General features: G+C 72.3%; 21 protein-coding genes. 17 read left to right on the top strand and 4 right to left on the bottom strand.

Annotation, left to right across the window (positions count from 1 at the left end; translation table 11 throughout):
• The first annotated feature begins 64 nt into the window (after nucleotides 1–64).
• From LQ222_RS08055 to LQ222_RS08030, 6 genes are read left to right on the top strand one after another with little or no spacing between them, the layout of a single operon-like run.
• The gene (locus tag LQ222_RS08055; RefSeq protein WP_230165652.1) at nucleotides 65–1,324 is read left to right on the top strand and encodes a VWA domain-containing protein; all 1,260 of its coding nucleotides are present in this window, start codon (nucleotides 65–67) and stop codon (nucleotides 1,322–1,324) included.
• Nucleotides 1,321–1,653 (top strand): XdhC family protein, encoded by a 333-nt coding sequence (locus LQ222_RS08050; RefSeq protein ID WP_230165650.1) that lies wholly within the window; start codon nucleotides 1,321–1,323, stop codon nucleotides 1,651–1,653. The genes LQ222_RS08055 and LQ222_RS08050 overlap by 4 nt, the downstream gene beginning before the upstream one ends.
• Nucleotides 1,650–2,387 (top strand): XdhC family protein, encoded by a 738-nt coding sequence (locus LQ222_RS08045; RefSeq protein WP_230165649.1) that lies wholly within the window; start codon nucleotides 1,650–1,652, stop codon nucleotides 2,385–2,387. Before LQ222_RS08050 ends, LQ222_RS08045 begins: the two co-directional genes overlap by 4 nt.
• On the top strand, nucleotides 2,384–4,033 hold the full coding sequence (locus tag LQ222_RS08040; RefSeq protein ID WP_230165648.1) for an NTP transferase domain-containing protein: 1,650 nt from the start codon (nucleotides 2,384–2,386) through the stop codon (nucleotides 4,031–4,033). The genes LQ222_RS08045 and LQ222_RS08040 overlap by 4 nt, the downstream gene beginning before the upstream one ends.
• A complete protein-coding gene (locus LQ222_RS08035; RefSeq protein WP_230165647.1) occupies nucleotides 4,030–5,229 on the top strand; it encodes a glycosyltransferase 61 family protein in 1,200 nt (399 codons plus the stop codon). Before LQ222_RS08040 ends, LQ222_RS08035 begins: the two co-directional genes overlap by 4 nt.
• Nucleotides 5,226–6,053, top strand: a complete 828-nt coding sequence (locus LQ222_RS08030; protein ID WP_230165646.1) for a sulfotransferase domain-containing protein — start codon at nucleotides 5,226–5,228, stop codon at nucleotides 6,051–6,053. Before LQ222_RS08035 ends, LQ222_RS08030 begins: the two co-directional genes overlap by 4 nt.
• Here the strand turns inward: LQ222_RS08030 and LQ222_RS08025 are convergent.
• On the bottom strand, nucleotides 6,044–6,829 hold the full coding sequence (locus LQ222_RS08025) for a hypothetical protein (protein ID WP_230165645.1): 786 nt from the start codon (nucleotides 6,827–6,829) through the stop codon (nucleotides 6,044–6,046). The genes LQ222_RS08030 and LQ222_RS08025 overlap by 10 nt on opposite strands.
• 11 nt (nucleotides 6,830–6,840) lie before the next feature.
• Nucleotides 6,841–8,109 carry an amidase gene (locus LQ222_RS08020; protein WP_230165644.1) on the bottom strand — a complete coding sequence of 423 codons (1,269 nt, stop codon included), beginning with the start codon at nucleotides 8,107–8,109 and terminating at the stop codon, nucleotides 6,841–6,843.
• A gap of 143 nt (nucleotides 8,110–8,252) precedes the next feature.
• Here LQ222_RS08020 and LQ222_RS08015 point away from each other — a divergent pair, with 143 nt between their 5' ends.
• The 5 genes from LQ222_RS08015 to LQ222_RS07995 all read left to right on the top strand — a co-directional run bounded on the left by LQ222_RS08015 (nucleotide 8,253) and on the right by LQ222_RS07995 (nucleotide 12,174).
• Nucleotides 8,253–8,747, top strand: coding sequence for a hypothetical protein (locus tag LQ222_RS08015; RefSeq protein ID WP_230165643.1), 495 nt, complete (start codon nucleotides 8,253–8,255; stop codon nucleotides 8,745–8,747).
• A complete protein-coding gene (locus LQ222_RS08010) occupies nucleotides 8,744–9,115 on the top strand; it encodes a hypothetical protein (RefSeq protein WP_230165642.1) in 372 nt (123 codons plus the stop codon). The genes LQ222_RS08015 and LQ222_RS08010 overlap by 4 nt, the downstream gene beginning before the upstream one ends.
• 21 nt (nucleotides 9,116–9,136) lie before the next feature.
• On the top strand, nucleotides 9,137–10,387 hold the full coding sequence (locus tag LQ222_RS08005; protein ID WP_230165641.1) for an MFS transporter: 1,251 nt from the start codon (nucleotides 9,137–9,139) through the stop codon (nucleotides 10,385–10,387).
• Between the two features lie 57 nt (nucleotides 10,388–10,444).
• Entirely contained in the window at nucleotides 10,445–11,041 is a 597-nt protein-coding gene (locus LQ222_RS08000; protein WP_230165640.1) for a hypothetical protein, read from the top strand.
• Nucleotides 11,042–11,196: 155 nt separating this feature from the next.
• Nucleotides 11,197–12,174 (top strand): Gfo/Idh/MocA family protein, encoded by a 978-nt coding sequence (locus LQ222_RS07995; protein ID WP_230165639.1) that lies wholly within the window; start codon nucleotides 11,197–11,199, stop codon nucleotides 12,172–12,174.
• A 56-nt stretch (nucleotides 12,175–12,230) separates the two neighbouring features.
• Here the strand turns inward: LQ222_RS07995 and LQ222_RS07990 are convergent, their stop codons facing one another.
• On the bottom strand, nucleotides 12,231–13,412 hold the full coding sequence (locus LQ222_RS07990) for a hypothetical protein (RefSeq protein ID WP_230165638.1): 1,182 nt from the start codon (nucleotides 13,410–13,412) through the stop codon (nucleotides 12,231–12,233).
• Nucleotides 13,413–13,563: 151 nt separating this feature from the next.
• On the opposite strand from LQ222_RS07990, the gene LQ222_RS07985 reads away from it, so the two are divergent.
• Nucleotides 13,564–14,520 carry an MORN repeat-containing protein gene (locus tag LQ222_RS07985; protein WP_230165637.1) on the top strand — a complete coding sequence of 319 codons (957 nt, stop codon included), beginning with the start codon at nucleotides 13,564–13,566 and terminating at the stop codon, nucleotides 14,518–14,520.
• A 167-nt stretch (nucleotides 14,521–14,687) separates the two neighbouring features.
• On the opposite strand, the gene LQ222_RS07980 is transcribed toward LQ222_RS07985, so the two are convergent.
• Nucleotides 14,688–15,203 carry a hypothetical protein gene (locus LQ222_RS07980; RefSeq protein WP_230165636.1) on the bottom strand — a complete coding sequence of 172 codons (516 nt, stop codon included), beginning with the start codon at nucleotides 15,201–15,203 and terminating at the stop codon, nucleotides 14,688–14,690.
• 318 nt (nucleotides 15,204–15,521) lie between these two features.
• Between LQ222_RS07980 and LQ222_RS07975 the strand changes: the two genes are divergently transcribed.
• From LQ222_RS07975 to LQ222_RS07955, 5 genes are all read left to right on the top strand, one after another.
• Nucleotides 15,522–15,749: a hypothetical protein gene (locus LQ222_RS07975; protein WP_230165635.1), complete on the top strand. Its 228-nt coding sequence runs from the start codon at nucleotides 15,522–15,524 to the stop codon at nucleotides 15,747–15,749.
• 44 nt (nucleotides 15,750–15,793) lie between these two features.
• Nucleotides 15,794–16,024, top strand: a complete 231-nt coding sequence (locus LQ222_RS07970) for a hypothetical protein (protein ID WP_230165634.1) — start codon at nucleotides 15,794–15,796, stop codon at nucleotides 16,022–16,024.
• A 45-nt stretch (nucleotides 16,025–16,069) separates the two neighbouring features.
• Nucleotides 16,070–16,345, top strand: coding sequence for a hypothetical protein (locus tag LQ222_RS07965; protein ID WP_230165633.1), 276 nt, complete (start codon nucleotides 16,070–16,072; stop codon nucleotides 16,343–16,345).
• 93 nt (nucleotides 16,346–16,438) lie between these two features.
• On the top strand, nucleotides 16,439–16,789 hold the full coding sequence (locus tag LQ222_RS07960) for a RidA family protein (RefSeq protein ID WP_230165632.1): 351 nt from the start codon (nucleotides 16,439–16,441) through the stop codon (nucleotides 16,787–16,789).
• Between the two features lie 304 nt (nucleotides 16,790–17,093).
• Nucleotides 17,094–17,894: a CHAP domain-containing protein gene (locus LQ222_RS07955; protein WP_230165631.1), complete on the top strand. Its 801-nt coding sequence runs from the start codon at nucleotides 17,094–17,096 to the stop codon at nucleotides 17,892–17,894.
• Nucleotides 17,895–17,954: the final 60 nt, after the last annotated feature.

The raw sequence follows: 17,954 nt of genomic DNA, 5'->3' as shown, positions 1-17,954 counted from the left end.
CAGGCGCGATGCCGTCCAGCACGCGCGCAGGCGCGATGCCGTCCACCACGCGCGCAGGCGCGCGATGGCACTGACGCCCGACCGCGATGCGTCTCGCATCATCGGTGCCGTGCAGGCCCGCGCGGCGGGGGCGGCCACCGCGCCCGGCGGGCACCTGGCGTCCAACCTGCTGGCCTTCACGCGGCTGCTGCGGCGCACCGGCCTGCCGCTCGGCCCCGGCGAGGCGATCGCCGGCCTCACCGCGCTGACCGAGATAGACCTGCCAGACCGCCGCCAGGTCCATGCCGCGCTGCGCGCCGTCATGGTCCATCGCCGCGAGCATTTCGAGGTCTTCGACCAGGCCTTCCAGCTGTTCTGGCGCGACCCCGAAGCCGCCGCCCACGCCGCCGCCATGGCCCTGCTGGACGGCAACAAGCCCAAGGACGACAAGCCGCCCCCGGCCTCGCGCCGCCTGGCCGAGGCCATGCAGCACAATGCGCCCAAGCCCAAGCCGCCCGAGGAACCCCCGCCACGCCACGACATGAGCTTCACGGTCAGCGAGCGCGAACGCCTCCAGCAGATGGATTTCGAGGCGATGTCCGCCGACGACATCGCCCGCGCCAAGCAGGAAATCCGCCGCCTGGCCCTGCCTCTCGATGAACAGCGCACGCGCCGCTTCCGCCCCGACGCGCACGGCCCCGTCACCGACCTGCGCGCCACCGTGCGCCGGTCGCTGCGCACCGGCGGCGAGATCCTGGACATCGCGCGCCGCCGCCGCGTCACGCGCCCGCCGCCGCTGGTGGCGCTGTGCGACATCTCCGGCAGCATGTCGCGTTACGCGCAGATCCTGCTGCATTTCCTCCATGCGGTGGCGAATGACCGCGACCGCGTGCAGACCTTCCTGTTCGGCACGCGGCTGACCAACGTGACGCGCCAGCTGAAGCACCGCGACCCCGAAATCGCCTTCGAGATGATCGGCTCCATCGTGCCGGACTGGTCGGGCGGCACGCGCATCGGCGAATCCATCGCGCTGTTCAATCGCTTATGGGGGCGGCGCGTGCTGGGCCAGGGGGCGGTGGTGCTGCTGATCACCGATGGCCTCGACCGGGAAGGCGCCAAGGGCCTGGCGGAGGCCACGGAACGCCTGCGCGGGTCCTGCCGTCGGCTGATCTGGCTGAACCCCCTGTTGCGGTTCGATGGCTTCCAGCCCAAATCCCAGGGCATCCGGGCGATGCTGCCCCATGTGGACGACTTTCGCCCGGTGCATAACCTGAACAGCCTGCGCGCGCTGGTCGCGACCTTGTCCGACCCCCACGCCGCGCAGCGCGGGAGGATGGCGGCATGACCACCGACACGACGCACTCCGAGGACATCCTCGCCATCGCCGCGCAATGGCGCGCGGCGGGCGAGCAGGTCGCGATCGCCACCGTGGTCGAGACCTGGGGCAGCAGCCCGCGCCCGGCAGGCTCGCGCCTGGCGGTCACCGCCTCCGGGCGGCTGATGGGCTCGGTCTCGGGCGGGTGCATCGAGGGCGCGGTGGCGGATGCCGCGAAGCAGGCCATGGCCAGCGGCACGCCGCAGCTGCTCGACTTCGGCGTCTCCGACGAACGCGCCTGGGAAGTGGGCCTGTCCTGCGGCGGCAAGGTGAAGGTCTTCGTGGAGCCGCTGACGTGAAGGCGGACACCCTCGCGCGGCTGCAGGCCGAACGCGCCGCGCAGAACCCGGTCGTGCTGCTGACGCGCCTGTCCGACGGCGCGCAGCACCTCTGGCCGCAGGATGCGGTGCCCGATGCGCTGGCCGATGCGGCCCGCGCCGCGCTGGGCAGCGAGAAGGCCGGGTCTGTCACGATCGCCAACGAGCCCTGGTTCATCCACCCGCACAACCCGCCGCTGCGCATCATCGTGGTGGGCGCGGTGCACATCGCGCAGGCCATGGCGCCGATGGCCGGCCCGCTCGGCTTCCAGCTGGTGGTGGTCGACCCGCGCGGCGCCTTCGCCACCGCCGAACGCCTGCCCGGCGTGACGCTGAACACCGACTGGCCGGACGACGCCATGGCCGCGCTGAAGCCCGATGCGCGCAGCGCGGTGGTGACGCTGACGCATGACCCGAAGCTCGACGACCCCGCGCTCGATGCCGCGTTGCGCTCGCCGGCCTTCTACATCGGCGCGCTCGGCAGCCGGCGCACCCATGCGAAGCGCGTCGCGCGGCTGCGCGACCTCGGCCACGACGACGCGGCGATGGCGCGCATCCACGCGCCGGTCGGCCTCGACATCGCCGCCGTCACCGCGCCCGAGATCGCGCTGTCCGTGATGGCGGAAATCGTCGCCGCGCGGCGCGGAGCATCGCTCGGCGCGCCGCGTCCGGCGGTGCCATCGGAACCGCGCGTCAGCATCGGCATCACCGCATGATCTTCGGCCCCACCCCGCTCGAGGAAGCCAAGGGTGCCATCCTCGCGCATTCGCTCCGCCTGCCCGGCCGCGTGCTCAAGAAGGGCACGGTGCTGGACGACGACGCGGTCGCCGCCTTGAAGGAGGCCGGCAAGCGCGACGTCATCACCGCCCGCCTGGAAGCCGGCGACGTGCCGGAGAACGAAGCCGCCGAACGCCTCGCCACCACGCTGACGGCGCCGCTGATCGCGCGATCGCGCGCCGCCACCGGCCGCGTCAACCTGCTGGCCGAGACCGCCGGGCTGCTGGTGCTCGACGCCAGGCGCATCGACGCGGTGAACGCCGTGGACGAAAGCCTGACCGTCGCGACCCTGCCCAACCACACGCCCGTGACGCCGCGGGAGATGATCGCGACCATCAAGGTCATCCCCTTCGCGGTGCCGGGCGCGGTGCTGGGCGTGGTCGAGGCGGTGGCCCGCGGCGGCCGCGGCCCGGCCTTCGCCGTGCATCCCTTCCGCCCGCTGAAGGTCGGCCTGGTGCTCACCGAACTGCCCGGCGTCAAGGAAAGCGTGATGGAAGGCGCGGTGGAGGCGACCTCCGCGCGCGTCGAATCGCTGTGCGGCACCATGCTGCCGGTCGAGCGCGTGCGCCACGAGGAAGGTCCGGTCGCCGAGGCGCTGTCGCGCCTCAAGCGCGCCGGGGCGCAGATGCTGCTGGTGGCCGGTGCCTCCGCCGTGGTGGACCGGCGCGATGTCGGTCCCGCCGCGATCGTGCGCGCCGGCGGGCGGATCGAGCATTTCGGCATGCCGGTGGACCCGGGCAACCTGCTGTGTCTCGGCCGTATCGGCGACATCCCGGCCATGGTGCTGCCCGGCTGCGCGCGCAGCCCGAAGCTCAATGGCTTCGACTGGGTGCTCCAGCGCCTGTTTGCCGGCGTGCCGGTGGCGCCCGCGGACATCATGGCAATGGGCGTGGGCGGGCTGCTGAAGGAGATCGAGGTGCGGCCCCTGCCCCGCGAACAGGCCCCGCGCGTCGCGCCGCCGGCGCTGGCGCCGCGCCGCGCGCGCACCGTCGCGGCCATCGTGCTGGCCGCCGGGCGGTCGCGCCGCATGGCGCCGCTCAACAAGCTGCTGGTGGCCGACGCGCAGGGCACGCCGATGGTGGCGCGCGTGGTGGACAATGTGCTCGCCTCGCACGCCCGGCCGATCATCGTCGTCACCGGCCACGAGCGCGACCGGGTCGAGGAGGCGCTCGCTGGCCGGCCGGTCATCTCCGCCCATGCCGACGACTACGCGGAAGGGCTCTCGGCCTCGCTCAAGGCCGGCATCGCCGCGCTGCCGCCCGATGCCGAGGGCGTGCTGATCTGCCTGGGCGACATGCCGCTGGTGGCCGGGCCCATGCTCGACCGCCTGATCGCCGCCTTCGACCCGGAGGAAGGCCGCGCCATCGTCATGCCGACCTTCCGCGGCAAGCAGGGCAACCCGATGCTCTGGGCGCGCGAGTTCATCGCCGAGATCATGACCATCACCGGCGATGTCGGCGCCCGCCATCTGGTCGGCCGCCACGGCGACCGCATGGTCGAGGTCGAGATGGCGGATGATGCGGTGCTGCGGGATTTCGACACCACGGATGCGCTCAAGGGGCTGCCCGGGGCGGCGCGCGGGTGATCCAGCCGGCGGGCGCGGCGCCGGACCTGCGCCTTGTCCGGTTCGAGGCCCTGCCCGTGCTGCCCTATGGCGGCTGGCGCCCCGCCCTGCCGGGCGGCGACCTCGATGGCGGGCCGGTGTTTCCGGCCGGCGCGCCGGATTGGGTCCACATGCCGATGCAGGGCGGCCGCGACTGGGTGCGCGGGCCCACGGCGCCACCGCCGGGGATCGCCTTCGACCCCTTGCCCGGGCGCTACGCCTTCATCGGCCCCGCGGTCACGCATTTCGGGCACATGGTGGCGGAATTCCTGCACCGGGCCTGGGTGTTGCGCCGCGACCCCGGGCTGCGCCCGCTGCTGGTGGCGGCCGAGCCCCGCCCGGCCATCCCGTCCTTCGTCGCCGACTACCTTCGCCTGATCGGCGCGCCGGAGCCCGTGCTGGTCGATCGCCCCCGACTGGTCGGCGACATCGTGGTGGGCGAGCCCGGCCGGCTGCTCGGCGCCACCTGCACGGCCGCCTATGGGCGCGTGGTGGGTGCGATGCTGCCGCCCGCGCTGCTTGTCCCGCAGGGCCAGGCGCGTGACCTCGCGATCCTGCGCGGCCACCTCCAGACCGGGCGGTGCATCGGCGAGGCCTGGATCGAGGAGCACCTGGCGGCGGAGGGCTACCGCATCTTCCGCCCCGAACAGCACAGCCTGGCCGAGCAGATCGCCGCCCTGGCCGGGGCCGAGCGCATCGTCGCCGCCGAGGGCAGCGCGCTGCACCTGTTCGACCTGCTGCCGCCGGTGCGCGCGCGAATCGCGGTGATCGGCCGGCGCCGCGGCATGGCGATCCCGCGCGGCTGCCTGGCCGAGAAGGCCGCCGCGCTGCACCTGATCCGCCCGCCCTTCATCATCGGCACGCTGCACCGGCGCAACCCGCGCGCCAATGCGCTGACCTTCATCGACCCGCTGGAGGTGCTGGGCGCCCTGCGCGAGGCCGGCTTCATCGCGACGGTGCCGGCATCGGGCTTCCTCGACGACAGCGCCCGGCTGCGCGCCGACATCGATGCCTATGTCGCGCATTGGCGGCGCCTGGCCGGGGACGCGGCCGCCGGGGCCTTCGCGGCCGCCGCCCTGGCGTCCTGCCTGGCGCGGCGGCAGGACCCGGCGCTGGCGGCGGCGCTGGAGGCGCGTGGCTTGCGGGAATCCGGCGCCCCTGTGCAAATACCGCCATGAGCAACGCTGCTGGCTCCGGCCCGCCGCTCCGCTGGCAGGTCCCGTTCGTCGACGGCCCGCTGCCCGAGCTGCCCCCCCCGGTCTCCGACATCCCGAGCGTCTTCGCCTTCTCGCTGGCGAAGGCGGGATCGACACTGCTGTTCAACCTGTTGCGGGGCCTCGCGCCGGCGGCGGGGTCGGTGTTCTTCTCGCTCGACGACCTGATGTTCAAGCAGGGCCAGCCGCTGCCGACCGCCTGGCCTGGCGCGGCGCGACTGTTCCATCCGCGCGGCTATTGCTACGGCGGCTATCGCGGCCTGCCGCGGCACGTCATCCCGCCGCTCAACGACAGCCGGGTGCTGCTGCTGGTGCGCGACCCGCGCGACATGATCGTCTCGCAATACTATTCGTTCCGCGAAAGCCACACGGTGCCCGCCGGCGCCGGGCCGGACCACCCCATGGCCATGGCCCGCGCCGCGACCGCGCAGCAGACCCTCGCGCAATTCGCCACCAGCTCGGCCCAGCGCTACGCCCGGCGGTTCGAGGCCTACCTCGCCCTCGGCTTTCCCTGGCGCCCGAATGTGGCGGTGCACCGCTACGAGGACGTGATCTTCCGCAAGGCCGCCTGGGTCGACGACATCTGCGACTGGTACCAGTGGCGCATTCCCGCCGAGACGCGCCAGCGCATCGTCGCGCGGTTCGACATCGTGCCCGATACCGCCGACCCGGCGCGCCACATCCGGCAGGTGCATCCGGGGAACCACCGCACGGAAATGGACGCCAAGACCATCCGCCAGGTCGAGAACATCCTGGATGAAGCGATGGCGGCCTTCGGCTACCGCTGAGCCGGATCGTCCTGCGCGGCCTCCGGGTCGCGCAGGAAGCCTTCCTCCTCGATCGCCCATTGCGGGCGGCCCAGCCGGTCGAGCGTGCGCTGCACTTGGCCAGGGTCCGCGAAGCGCGCCAGCAGCCTGGCGCTGCCCTGCTTCACCAGCCGCGGCGCCGGCAGGGTGGGTGCCTCGACGCCGATATGGCGCGCGACATTGCGCAGCACGGCAGGGTGCGACAGCTGCCGGTACTCGACCAGGTGGAAGGCCTTGCCCGCGCCATCGCATTGCCGCAGCAGCCCGTCGTAGTAGTCGCGGTAGCGGCGGTGTTCACGCAGGAATTCGTCGGCGTCGAAGGGCAGCGGGGGCGCGGTGGGCGGGATCGCGCCGGCATCGCGCGCCATGTAGCGCCCGGTGATCCGCGCGGTGCGCTGGGAGGCAAACAGCGCCAGGAAGTTCTCCCGGTGCAGGATCACCACGCGCCAGGCCGGGTCGGCCACCAGCCGGTCGCGCACCGCCGGCGCATGGCCGCGGAACCACTTGAAGCCGAAGATCCGCGTCGGGCAGGCGGCAACCACACGGTCCAGGAAGCCGTTCGGGTCGGCGTCGCGCTCGGGCTTCAGCGCGGCGGCGTCACGGCGCGCGATGCCCATGTAGTCGGGCAGGTTCACGGTCTTCTGGTGGAACATCTCGTGCGCGAAGCTGGTGTCCGGCTGCGCGTCGAGGACATCCATCAGCAACGTCGAGCCCGAGCGCGCATGCGCCAGCAGCACGGCGCGCAATTCGGCGCCCATCGGCCCGCCCCTCAGCCCAGCGCCGCGCGGACCCAGGCCGCCCAGCCCAGCACCGCCGCGTCGTCGCCGATCCGCCCGGCCAGTTGCACGCCCAGCGGCAGGCCGCGCGGCCCGGCCCCCGCCGGCACCGTCACGCAGGGCCCGTGCAGCAGCGTCCAGAGCGTGTTGAAGGCGGGATCGCCGGTCCAGCCCAGGCCTTCCGGCGCCTCGCCCGGCGCGGCGGGGGTCAGCACCGCGTCGAAGCCCTCGATGGCGGCGGGGAAGGCGCCGCGGGCGGCGGCGAAGGCGGCGCGTGCCTCGGCCAGCGCCGCGGCCCCCTGCGCGCGGCCCCAATCCATGCGTTCCTGCAGCACCGCGGAGATCTGCGCGCGGGCATGCGCCAGTTCCCAGCCCAGCGCCTCGGCCGATTCCGCGTTCATCACCGTGGGATGGGCAGCATAGGCGGCGGTGAAGACCTCCGGCAGGGTCACCGGCGTCACGGTGGCACCGGCGCGCCGGCAGGCCTCGGCGGCCCGGTCCATCAGCGCGAGCGTCTCGGGCGCGGCCTGGTCGGCCGACGGGCCCATCACCAGCGCCAGGCGCGGCGCGCGCGGCGCGGCAGCCTCGGGCGCGCCGTAGTCGCCGCCGGTCATCGCCGCCATCGCCAGCGCGCAATCGCCGAGCGACCGCGCCATGACGCCGATGGTGTCCAGGCTCTCGCTCATCACCTTCATGCCCGCCCGGTGCAGCGTGCCGTAGGACGGCTTGAAGCCGACCACGCCGCAATAGGCCGCCGGGCGGACGATGCTGCCCGCCGTCTGCGTCCCGAAGGCCAGCGGGAAGAACCCGGCCGCCACCCCGGCGGCGGAGCCGGAGGACGACCCGCCCGGGGTGTGCCGCGGATTGGCAGGATTGGCGGTCGGGCCGGGATGGCGGGTGGCGAATTCGGTGGTCACGGTCTTGCCGATCACCACCGCCCCGGCGGCGCGCGCCGCGGCCACGCAGGCGGCATCCGCCCGCGGCCGGTGCCCCGCCCAGGCGGGCGAGCCGTATTGCGCCGGCATGTCGGCCGCATCGATCACGTCCTTCACGCCGATCGGCAGGCCGGCCAGCGAACCGCCCTGCCCCGCCGCCGCCGCGCGGCGTGCCTGGGCCGGGTCGATCCAGGCGAAGGCGCGGATCGTGTCCTCCCGCTGCGCGATGCGGTCGAGGCAGGCATCCATCAGCGTGGCGGCGGACAGCCGCCCGGCGCGGATCTGGGCAAGGGCGGCGGTGGCGGTCAGGTCAGCGGTCTCGGTCATGGCGGCATGTCGGCGCGCCGCGCCGGCGCGGTCAAGCCATCGCGGCGCCGGGGCCTGTCCCGGTCCGCCCGCGGCCTCCGCGCCACCGCGCGGCGGCGGCGCATGGGGTGGCGCCGGCGCGCCATGCGGCCCACATTCCGCCCATGCCAGCCCGCATCCGGGTCGCGCAGGCCCCGGACGGGCTGCTGACCTACGCCATTCCCCTCGCGCCCGAGGCGCTGCCCGCCGTCGCCCCGCGCGACCTGCTGGCCGCCTGGGACCACGCCCGCGCGGCCGCCACCGCCGAACGCTGGGGCGCGCCGCGCCGCCTGCTGTTCCGCCGCCCGGACGGCGAGGCCCAGGAGCTGCTGCTGGCCGATGCCGATGCCGCCTGCTGGGCCGAGGCCGTCGATGCGCGCCACGACCTCGGCACCGCCGCCGGCCTGGCGCTGTGCCTGCGGCTGCTGGCGCTGGTCGAGGTGCTGGGCCGGGCGCGCTGGCTCATGGGCCTGTACAGCGTGACGGCGGAGGGGATCGATCTGCATCCGGAACTGCTGCGCGCCGCCGCGGCCATGCCGCTGGACGCCGCCGCGCGGTTCGACGAAACGGGTCTGCGGCGACTATTGTCGCGCCCGATTCCCACCGGAGCATCCGCATGACCCGCCTGGCGCCCCTGTTGTCGCTTCCCGCCGTGCTGGTCCTCGCGGCCTGCGCCACCGCCGATGCGCCGCGCAGCCTGTCCTCCGCCACCGCCGGCGCGGGCAGCGACAGCGTGCTGCGCTCCCAGTGCACCGCCGAGGCCGAGCGCGCCGTGAACTTCCGCGAACGCGGCAATACCGCGCGCGAGGACCAGGCGATGTTCATGACCGACCAGACCAACAACATCCCGACCCTGCGCGTGCAATCCGACCAGTTCAACCGCCGCGTCCTGCGCGAGGAGCTGATCCGCGAATGCATCCGCGCGAATACCGCCGGGCCGCAGCCGCAGGACCCCGCCACCCCGGCGGCGCGCGGCCGCCGGAGCTGACGGCGCGGGGACCGCCCCGCCATGGCCCGCCTCTCCACGCTCACGCGCGCGCTGTCCCACCGCAATGCGCGCATCTTCTTCGGCGCCTCGCTCACCGCCTGGACCGGGCTGTGGATGCACCGCATCGCGGTGTCCTGGCTGGCCTGGGAACTGACCGGCAGCGCCTTCTGGGTCGGCATGGTGGCGTTCTGCGACCTCGCGCCCGCCGTGGTGGTCAGCCCGATCGCGGGTGCGATCGCCGACCGCGCCGACCGGCTGCGCCTGACCATGTTCAGCCAGGCCGCGATCGGGCTGAACGCCGCGCTGATCGCGCTGCTGGTGGCGCTCGGCCTGATGGATATCTGGCTGCTGCTGGTGCTGGAGGTGGTGGGCGGCGTCGCCGCATCCTTCGCGCAGCCGGCGCGGCAATCTCTGATGCCCGGGCTGGTGCCGCGCGCCGACCTGCCGGCGGCGGTGGCGCTGAATTCCCTCACCTTCAACGTGGCGCGCTTCATCGGCCCCGCCCTGGCCGGGCCGATCATCGCGGTGGCCGGCGTATGGCCCGCCATCGCCGCCAATGCCGCGGCGTATCTGCTGGCCACGCTGACCACGCCGATGCTGCGCGTGGAAGCCGCGGCGCGGCGCGGGCATGCCGCGACCGCCTCCCTGATGGGCGAAACGCTGGATGGCATCCGCTATGCCGCGCGGCACCCGGGGCTCGGCCCGATCCTGCTGTTTGCCGCGGTCTCGGCGCTGCTGCTGCGCGGCGTGCAGGAGATCCTGCCGCCCTTCGTCGAGCGCGCCTTCGGCCGCGGCGCGGAATCGCTCGCGGTGCTGACCGCGGCCTTCGGGGTCGGGGCGCTGATCTCGGGCCTGTTGGTGGCGGCGCGCGGGCGGATCGAGGGGACGACGCGGCTGGCGATCCTGGGCGTGCTGGGCCTCGCGCTGGCCACCGCGGGCTTCGCGGCGACCGGGTGGTTCGCCTTCGGGGTGCTGTGCGCGGCGCTGATGGGGGCCGCGGGATCGGTGCACGGCATCAGCGTGCAGACCCTGGCGCAGAACGCCTCCGACCCGTCGATGCGCGGGCGGGTGCTGAGCCTGTGGGGGCTGATCACCCGCGCCTTCCCGGCGCTGGGCGCCCTGCTGCTGGGCGCCGCCGGCGAGGTCTGGGGCCTGGCGCTGCCGACGCTGTTCGCGGTGCTGGTCTCGCTGCTGGTGGTGGCCTGGGGCATGTGGCGGCTGCCGCGCATGCGCGACGCGCTGGAGGGCGCGGATGGGCCGGCGGCGCGCTGATCGATCGCGCCCGGCGATGCGGCAGCGGCGGCCTGCCGCCGCCGCGGGCGCCACGGCATGACCGCGCGGACCGCGGCGCTGCTCGCCATCCGCGCCCTGGCCCCGGCGCCCGAGGGCTTCGGCGCCGCCACGCCGGTGGACCATCGCGGCGATGCCAGCCTGGTCACGCTCGACATCCCCTTCCGCCCGGACGGCCTGGCCGAAGCCGCCTTCGCGCTGCGCCTGGTGTTCGGCGACGCGATCGACGCGCATGACGACCCGCGCGGCATCCTGCTGCTGCCCGGCGACATCGCGCCGGCGGGCGAGGACTACGCCGCGATCGTCGCCGCGGCCGCGCCACGCGGCCTGTGGTGGCAACCACCGCCGGACCTGCCGGTGCCAGCCCCCGAGCGCCACGGCCCCGACCAGGCGCTGTACGCGGCGATGGAGGCCGCCCTGGGTGTCGCGCGCGCCACCGACCTCGCCATCGCGCTCGAGGTCGCGCTGGTCAACGAGCTGGCCCGGCCAGGCGAGGGCGCCGGCCGCGCCCCGGCGCAGGCGGCCATCGCGACCGTCATGGGTGCCGACTTCGCCGCAGGCTTCGCCGAGGCCCTCGCCGCCCGGGTGGCGGATGAGGTCGCGCGCATGGCCCCGCCGCCGATCCGGCTGGACTGACCGGCGCCGCCCCGACGGCGCGCGACGGCGCGGTCCGCCCGGGATGTCGCGGGCGCCGCTTCCGGGCGGCGCGCCTCCTGGCACGGCGCCACCCGGATTGCCGGCGCCGGGGGTGCGTGCGACACCGCGCGGCACAGCAGCCCAGGGGACGTTTCATGCTCGACACCGCCATCATCGGGATGGGCCGCTGGGGCCAGACGCTGGTCGACAGCGTGCAGGGCCGCAACGACGCCGGCATCCGCTTCGTCGCCGGGTGCACCGGCCGGCCCGAGCGCGCCGCCGACTGGGCCGCGCGCCAGGGCATCCGCATCCTGCCCAGCTTCGAAGCGGTGCTGGCCGACCCGGCGGTGAAGGCGGTCGCGATCGCCTCCCCGCACGGGATGCATGCCGACCAGGTGATCGCCGCCGCGCGCGCCGGCAAGCATGTGTTCGTGGAAAAGCCCTTCACCATGACCAAGGCCAGCGCGCAGGCCGCGGTCGAGGCCTGCCGCGCCGCCGGCGTGGTGCTGGCGCTCGGCCACAACCGCCGCTTCCTGCCCGCCATCGCGCAGATGAAGGCAATGCTGGCGGATGGCCGCCTGGGCACGCTGCTGCATGTCGAGGGCCAGTTCAGCGGGCCGGGCGCGCTCGCCTACACGCCGGGCATGTGGCGGGCGGATCCGAAGGAAAGCCCGCTCGGCGGCATGGGCGGCATGGGCATCCACATGGTCGACATGTTCATCAACCTCGCCGGGCGCATCGCCGAGGTGACCGTGCAGTCGCACGCCCGCGTCATCGACAACGGGTTGGACGACACCACCGCCGCGCTGATGCGCTTCGAGAGCGGCGCGACGGCGAATTTCGCGACGCTGGCCTATGCGCCCCGCCTGTGGCGCGTCGGGCTGTTCGGCACCGATGCCTGGGCGGTGCTGCATGGCCACGAGAACCTGGTGACCTGCACGCGCGACGGCACGCCGCAGGAGCAGGTGTTCCCCAGGGTCGACATCGAGGCCGCGGAACTTGCGGCATTCGCCGCGGCGGTCGCCGGCGGCCCGGCCTATCCGCTGCCGGCCGAGGACGCGATCCATGGCGTCGCGGTGTATGAGGCGATGATCGGCGCGGCGGCCTCGGGCAGCACCTATCGCGTGGCATGACGCGCCTGCTCAGTCCTGCGCGCAGGCAGGTCGCTTCCAGCCGTTGGCGCGGGTCGTTACGCGCTACGCAAGTTCGCCAAGCTGCCCATGATCAACCCGACAAGTTGAGCTTGCGTTCGGGTATTCGTCTTCGAGAGCACCGTCTTGACCTGGCTTCGGACTGTTTGCACGGAGGCACGCCTCGACTGCGCGATCTCCCGGATGCTGTCGCCTGCAACGAGCCGCGCAACGATGTCGGCTTCCGCTGTCGAAAGACCGAAGAGAGCCTTGAGCATCGCGGCATCGGTACGCTGAAGCCGAGGCTGTGAGGCAAAGACCAGCGCGTGCCGCCCCCCGTCCTGCCGTGACGGTGCGACCACGACATGAAGGCATCCGGAGGCATCCAGGAATTCAAGCCTGATGGGAGGATGCGGCTGCCGCATGCGGTCTGATCTGTCCTCCGCCCACGCCGCCGAGATCGCGGCCAGCAGCCGGTTCGTCGTCTCGCCCCGGCGCGTCGCGAGCACGGAGTTCCGCATCACGAGTGGCGAAGCTGGAAGTTCAAGCACGTCTTGCGCGGCGCCGTTCATCGCCAGGATGCGTCCATGCCGCCCGACAACCCAGACCGCAGTCCGGAAGCGGTCGATGGCGTCTGACAGGCCTGCGGCACGCTCCCCTTCCAGAAGCCCCTTCCTCCGGATCTTCAAGGCGCGCTGAAGATGCGGCAGGAAAGCGCCAAACAGTTGACGGTCGTCCTCGTCGAAGCCTCTCCAGAAGCGATCGGCATGAACGGCCAAGACGAGGGTTTGGTCCTCCGACACAGGCATCAGCCCGCCCAAGACGTGAAACTGGCGCTGATGCCGTGCCCAGTCCTGCCAGAACTCCGATCGGATAAGGTCGGCGTCGGAGATCAGTTCCTGCCCCAGAACGCCCGTACCCGGCTTCAGGCTGGATGCGCGCCTGATCCAGACGTCGGTGGACACGTAGTGCGCCCGGTAGGCTTCGACCGCCTGCACCGTCAGATTGGCCGTCGTGGACAGAATATCGGTGGAACCGTCATCCCCGCCAACGATCTGCAGCCCTGCGCTGTGGGTGCCGAAGGCATCGGCGATCCGGGCGGCAGCGCCCGCCCATTCGCTCTCGTCCAGCGCGGCCCCATACACCAGATCCACTAGGCCATAGAGGCGTTCAAGGCGATCGGCCACGACGAAGCTCCCAAGCACCGGAGGAGGCTGTTCGCGGTTGAAGGTGGCAGTCATGTTGCGCGAAGTAAATGAAACGCTCGGATGAGAGTTGGGAACGCGTGCGGGTCGAGGCAAAGATCCCCCAAACTGGGGATGCGATCGCTGCTACGTCCGTGAATCCTCGTCCTGGCAACCTGGGGTGTCCCGGGTTGATGGAGGACGGCCTATGGAGGATGCGACGCGTGGGTTTGCCAAGGGCGTGCTGGGGCAAGCGGGTTTGGGTGTTGCCGGGCGGGGATTTGGCCTGCGCGCGCCGGCTGTCAACGCTTGGTTCGCGCTGGCACTGCCACTTCTGTCGGCGCTGACGGCCTGCGATTCCTCCTCGTCCACGCCTGTCGTCGTACCGACGCCGATGGCACAGGCGGCGCCAGTGCAGGCGGTGGCAGCACCGGCCGCGGCACCGGCCTCACCCGCGCCGCAGCCCGGCTTCCTCACCGATGCGCGTACGCGGTGCCAAGTGTGGACCGGTTGGGTGAACGCGACGACCGTCGTGAATTGGTCTGGGCCTTGCGTGAATGGCCGTGCGCAGGGCCGGGGGACAGCTACCTGGCGCTACACGGATCAAGGCGGCGAGCAGACGCAGCGCTACGTTGGCGACATGCGGCAAGGCTGGCGGCAGGGGCGTGGTCGATGGGAGCATGTCGGCGGGGATGTTTATGAGGGCGAGTTCGCGAACGATCGCTTGAATGGCCAGGGCAACGTCCGCTTCGCGAATGGCGGCACATTGACGGGTCGGTTTGTCGACAATCGTCTGTCTGGCCACGGGGTTAACGTCGGTGCCGATGGAGGCCGCTACGAAGGCGGCTTCCTGAATGGAAGGCAAAGCGGCGCCGGCACGTTGGTCCTCCCGGATGGACAGCGATATACGGGCAATTGGGCGAATGGCGAGAAAAACGGCTATGGCGTGCAGGTATGGCCTCGCGGCTCCCGCTATGAAGGCAATTGGGTCAACGGCGTGGCAGATGGGTGGGGGGCGTATTCCGATCCATCGCAAAACATAGCCTTCAGGGCCTATTTCCGGAATGGCTGCGGGATTGATCGCACGGAGGTTGCTGGGGTCATCCTGACGCAACGCGCATGGGTCGCGGATGCCGGAATGGGCGGTGTCGCTGGGTGCCCGTGACAGTTCGTGCTTCATTTATCCGTCTTGGAAGACCCTTGGAACAGCGAAGCCTGGTCCGCCATGGCGTCGCCCGCATACCTTCCGAAACCGTGGTGATCCGAAGTCAACGACTTCCTGCCGTCACCATATGAGCCCCAGGCGCTGTGTTGGCCTGCGCCATCGTGGCGTCACTGACCGCGTCCGAATTCGGGCCTCACATGCCGACGGTTGATGCAAACGGCCTCGGCCCTGGCCCGGATGTCCACGTCGTGGAATTCCGCGGCAATGAAGCAGGAAAAGCGCGAAATACCGTTCCTGTCCGTCGTCCGGACCTCGCGCACGTACGGCAGGTTGATTCGAGTGGCGAGAGCTTCCGGCGATACGTGGCTCGCTGGAGTCCCAACCGGCGTGAACGGACCATTGGCGTTCTCGAAATAGCACTGACCGGTCAGAACCACGAAGCCGGGGCTGCAGTCGACGTTCGCGCTTGATCGCGCGGAATCCGGCTGCTCGGCACCCGCAGTCGGCGTGTTGATGGGGGTGATGCTCGTCGCGATCCCTCGGCGCGTCTCGATTTCAAGCGTCGGCCGAAGATAGGCTGTGGCCTCGTTGGCCAGCCATATTGCTCCCAGTGAAATCGGCACCGAGAGAAGTGAGATCACGCCCGCGTAGTCTTTCAGGAACCGCATCACCCGCAACAACATTAGGTCGCTCCTCTTTTCCTGGGCCGGTCACGTCATTGTCGTTGCAGGGACGGTTCCAGCTTCGGCTAAGCGGCACATCGCCCAATTGAGGTATGCGGGGGGCCAGCCTATCCGCTGCCGGTGGAGGACGCGGTGCACGGCGTCGCGGTCTATGAGGCGATGATCGGCGCGGCGGCCTCGGGCAGCACCTATCGCGTGGCGTGAAACGCCGGCGCGATGATGGCGAATTGACGGGCCGCGCGCCGGCGCCGGGTGAATCAGCAGTACGGCGGTAACGATCCGCGCGGTAGCATCGCGCCGACTCGAACGGAGCCTGCGATGATCGCGCGTCGGTTTGCCGGGCTTTCGTTGCTGTTGCCGCTGCTGGCGGTGCCGCGCTCCGTGGGGCGCGCCGCCGCGGTCGCGGGGCCCGAGCCGCGGCGCAACTGCGGCGACCCGGGCGGCCGCTTCATCGCCTGCGAGGCATTGCAGGACACCCTGCCGATGGCCAATGGCGGGCGCTGCCCGCTCTGCGGCGGGGCACATCGCGTGCCGGTCACACGGTGAAGCGTTTCGTTCCCGGGCGGTTCGGCGCCGTGCAGCATCGCGCCATGAACATCACCCGCCGCGGCATCGCCGCCACCGCCCTCCCGCTGCTGACGCTCGGCGCCGGCCTGCGCGCCGCCTCGGCCAAGTCCGCCGGGCCCGAGATGCCTGGCGCCTGCACCGCGGGCGCACCGTCGAAGGCTTGCGCCGAGGCCAAGGCCCGCTTCGTCGCCGATGGCGGGCAGGATGAATTCGCCTGCGCGCATTGCGCGGCCGCCAGCAAGGGCCAGCGCTGACCGAAAGCGCGTGCGTCGGCGCGCGCTGCACGGCATGATCCCGGCATGACGACAACCCGCCGCCTCGCTTGCGCCAGCGCGCTGCTGTTCCCCGGCACAGCCCGCGCGCTGCGCCCGGACCTGCCGGCCGCGCAGGCCTGCGAGACAGCCGACCTGCACGACACGCTGCGCGCCGACCTGCTGCGCCGCGCCGGCCCCGCGCCGCTACCCGCACCCGCGGCACACGAACTCGCGCAGGCGCGCTGCCCGCGCTGCGCCTGCGCGCTGTTCGGCGCCACCGGCACGCCACGGGACATTCCCGACCTGCGCAACCTGTTCTAGAAGCGAGCCGCGCGCGAGCGCAGCATCGCCCCCGCGCCCGGGGCGCCCATTGCCCCCGGCGCCCGGGGCGCAAGTCGCAAAGGAACGGCCCGCATGAGCAAGATCACCCGCCAGGGGACCAACAAGATCCTCTCGACCTCGGTCGAGTACCACAACTTCGTCTACCTCGCGGGCATCACCGCCGATGACCTGTCCAAGGACATCAAGGGCCAGACGGCCGAGGTGCTGGCCAAGATCGACGCCGCGCTGGAAGCCAACGGCACCGACAAGACCCGCCTGCTGACCGCGACCATCTGGGTGAAGCACATCGCCGACCGCGCCGCGATGAACGAGCTCTGGACGCCCTGGCTGGCCGAGGGCCAGGCGCCGGCGCGCGCCTGCGTCGAGGCGAACATGGCCGATCCTCGCCACCTGGTTGAGATCATGGTCACCGCCTGCCGGTAAATTGCGGCCGGCCGCGTGATGGCTGGAAACCTTTCCTCGACTCTGACGTTCAACGCCCGGCGCCTCGCGCCGGGCGTTGTTGCTTTCCGGCCACCACACTGTGGCCGTGTCCCGATCCTGCCCGAATTACGGGAATAGTTTCCCGTTACGCCGCGGGCGCGATGCACGTTGCTCGCAAATCACCGCAGATTTCCCCCTGTTACAGAGGTTCGGGTTGCCTGCCCGCCGGCCGGGTTGTTAGCCACGTCACACGGCGGGGCGCTTCGGCACCCGGCCAGGGGGTTTCTGGGGGCACTGGGCACATATGACGGCAAAAGGCGCGGCGATCGCCCTGGCGATCCTGTTCGGCGGCTTCGGCATGACGGCGCAGGACGCCGCGGCACGGGCACCCGACGGGCGGCAGGGCAAGCCATCGGCGCGGGCCGCCGCCGCCCCAGCCGCCCCCGCCGCCCGGCGCGAGGCCACACGGCCCGCCAACCCGACCGCCCGCGCCGCCGCGCAGCGTGGCCCGAACCGCGCGGTGCAGGTCGCCGCGACCGGTCGCGGCAATGCCACCACCCGCAACGGCCGGCGTGGCCACGCAGCCCGCGGCGGCGGCGGCGGCGGCGGCATCTCCTGCGTGCCCTATGCGCGCCAGGCCACCGGCATGGACATCAGCGGCAATGGCGGCCAGTGGTGGTACAATGCCGCCGGCCTCTATGCCCGCGGCAACCGGCCCGAAGTCGGCTCCATCATGGCCTTCCCGGGCTATGGCGGCATGCGCGCCGGCCACGTCGCGGTGGTCGAGCGCGTCGTCTCGGCGCGCGAGGTCCATATCCATCACGCCAATTGGGGCGGCCCGGGCATCCGTCGCGGCTCCATCATGCGCGGCGTGTCCGTGATCGATGCCTCGCCGGCCAATGACTGGTCGCAGGTGCGCGTGCAGGTCGGCCACAACGACGACAATTACGGCCGCACCTATCCGCTGCAGGGCTTCATCTACAACCGGCCGGACGTGACGGGCGGCACCATGATGGCCGGGCGCAATCCGCTGCGGGTGAACGCGGCGCAGGCCGCGAGCCTCGGCCTCGAGGAAGTTGCGCAGGCCCCCTACCGCCGGCGCTGACCCCCGCCGCGACGCCATGCCGAAGGGCCGCCCCGGGCAATGGGGCGGCCCTTCGTGCAT

The sequence above is a fragment of the Roseomonas sp. CECT 9278 genome (assembly GCF_918698155.1).
GTDB lineage: Bacteria > Pseudomonadota > Alphaproteobacteria > Acetobacterales > Acetobacteraceae > Neoroseomonas.
The sequence above is the reverse complement of the archived record's forward strand: the minus strand, read 5'-3'. Positions and strand labels throughout refer to the sequence as shown.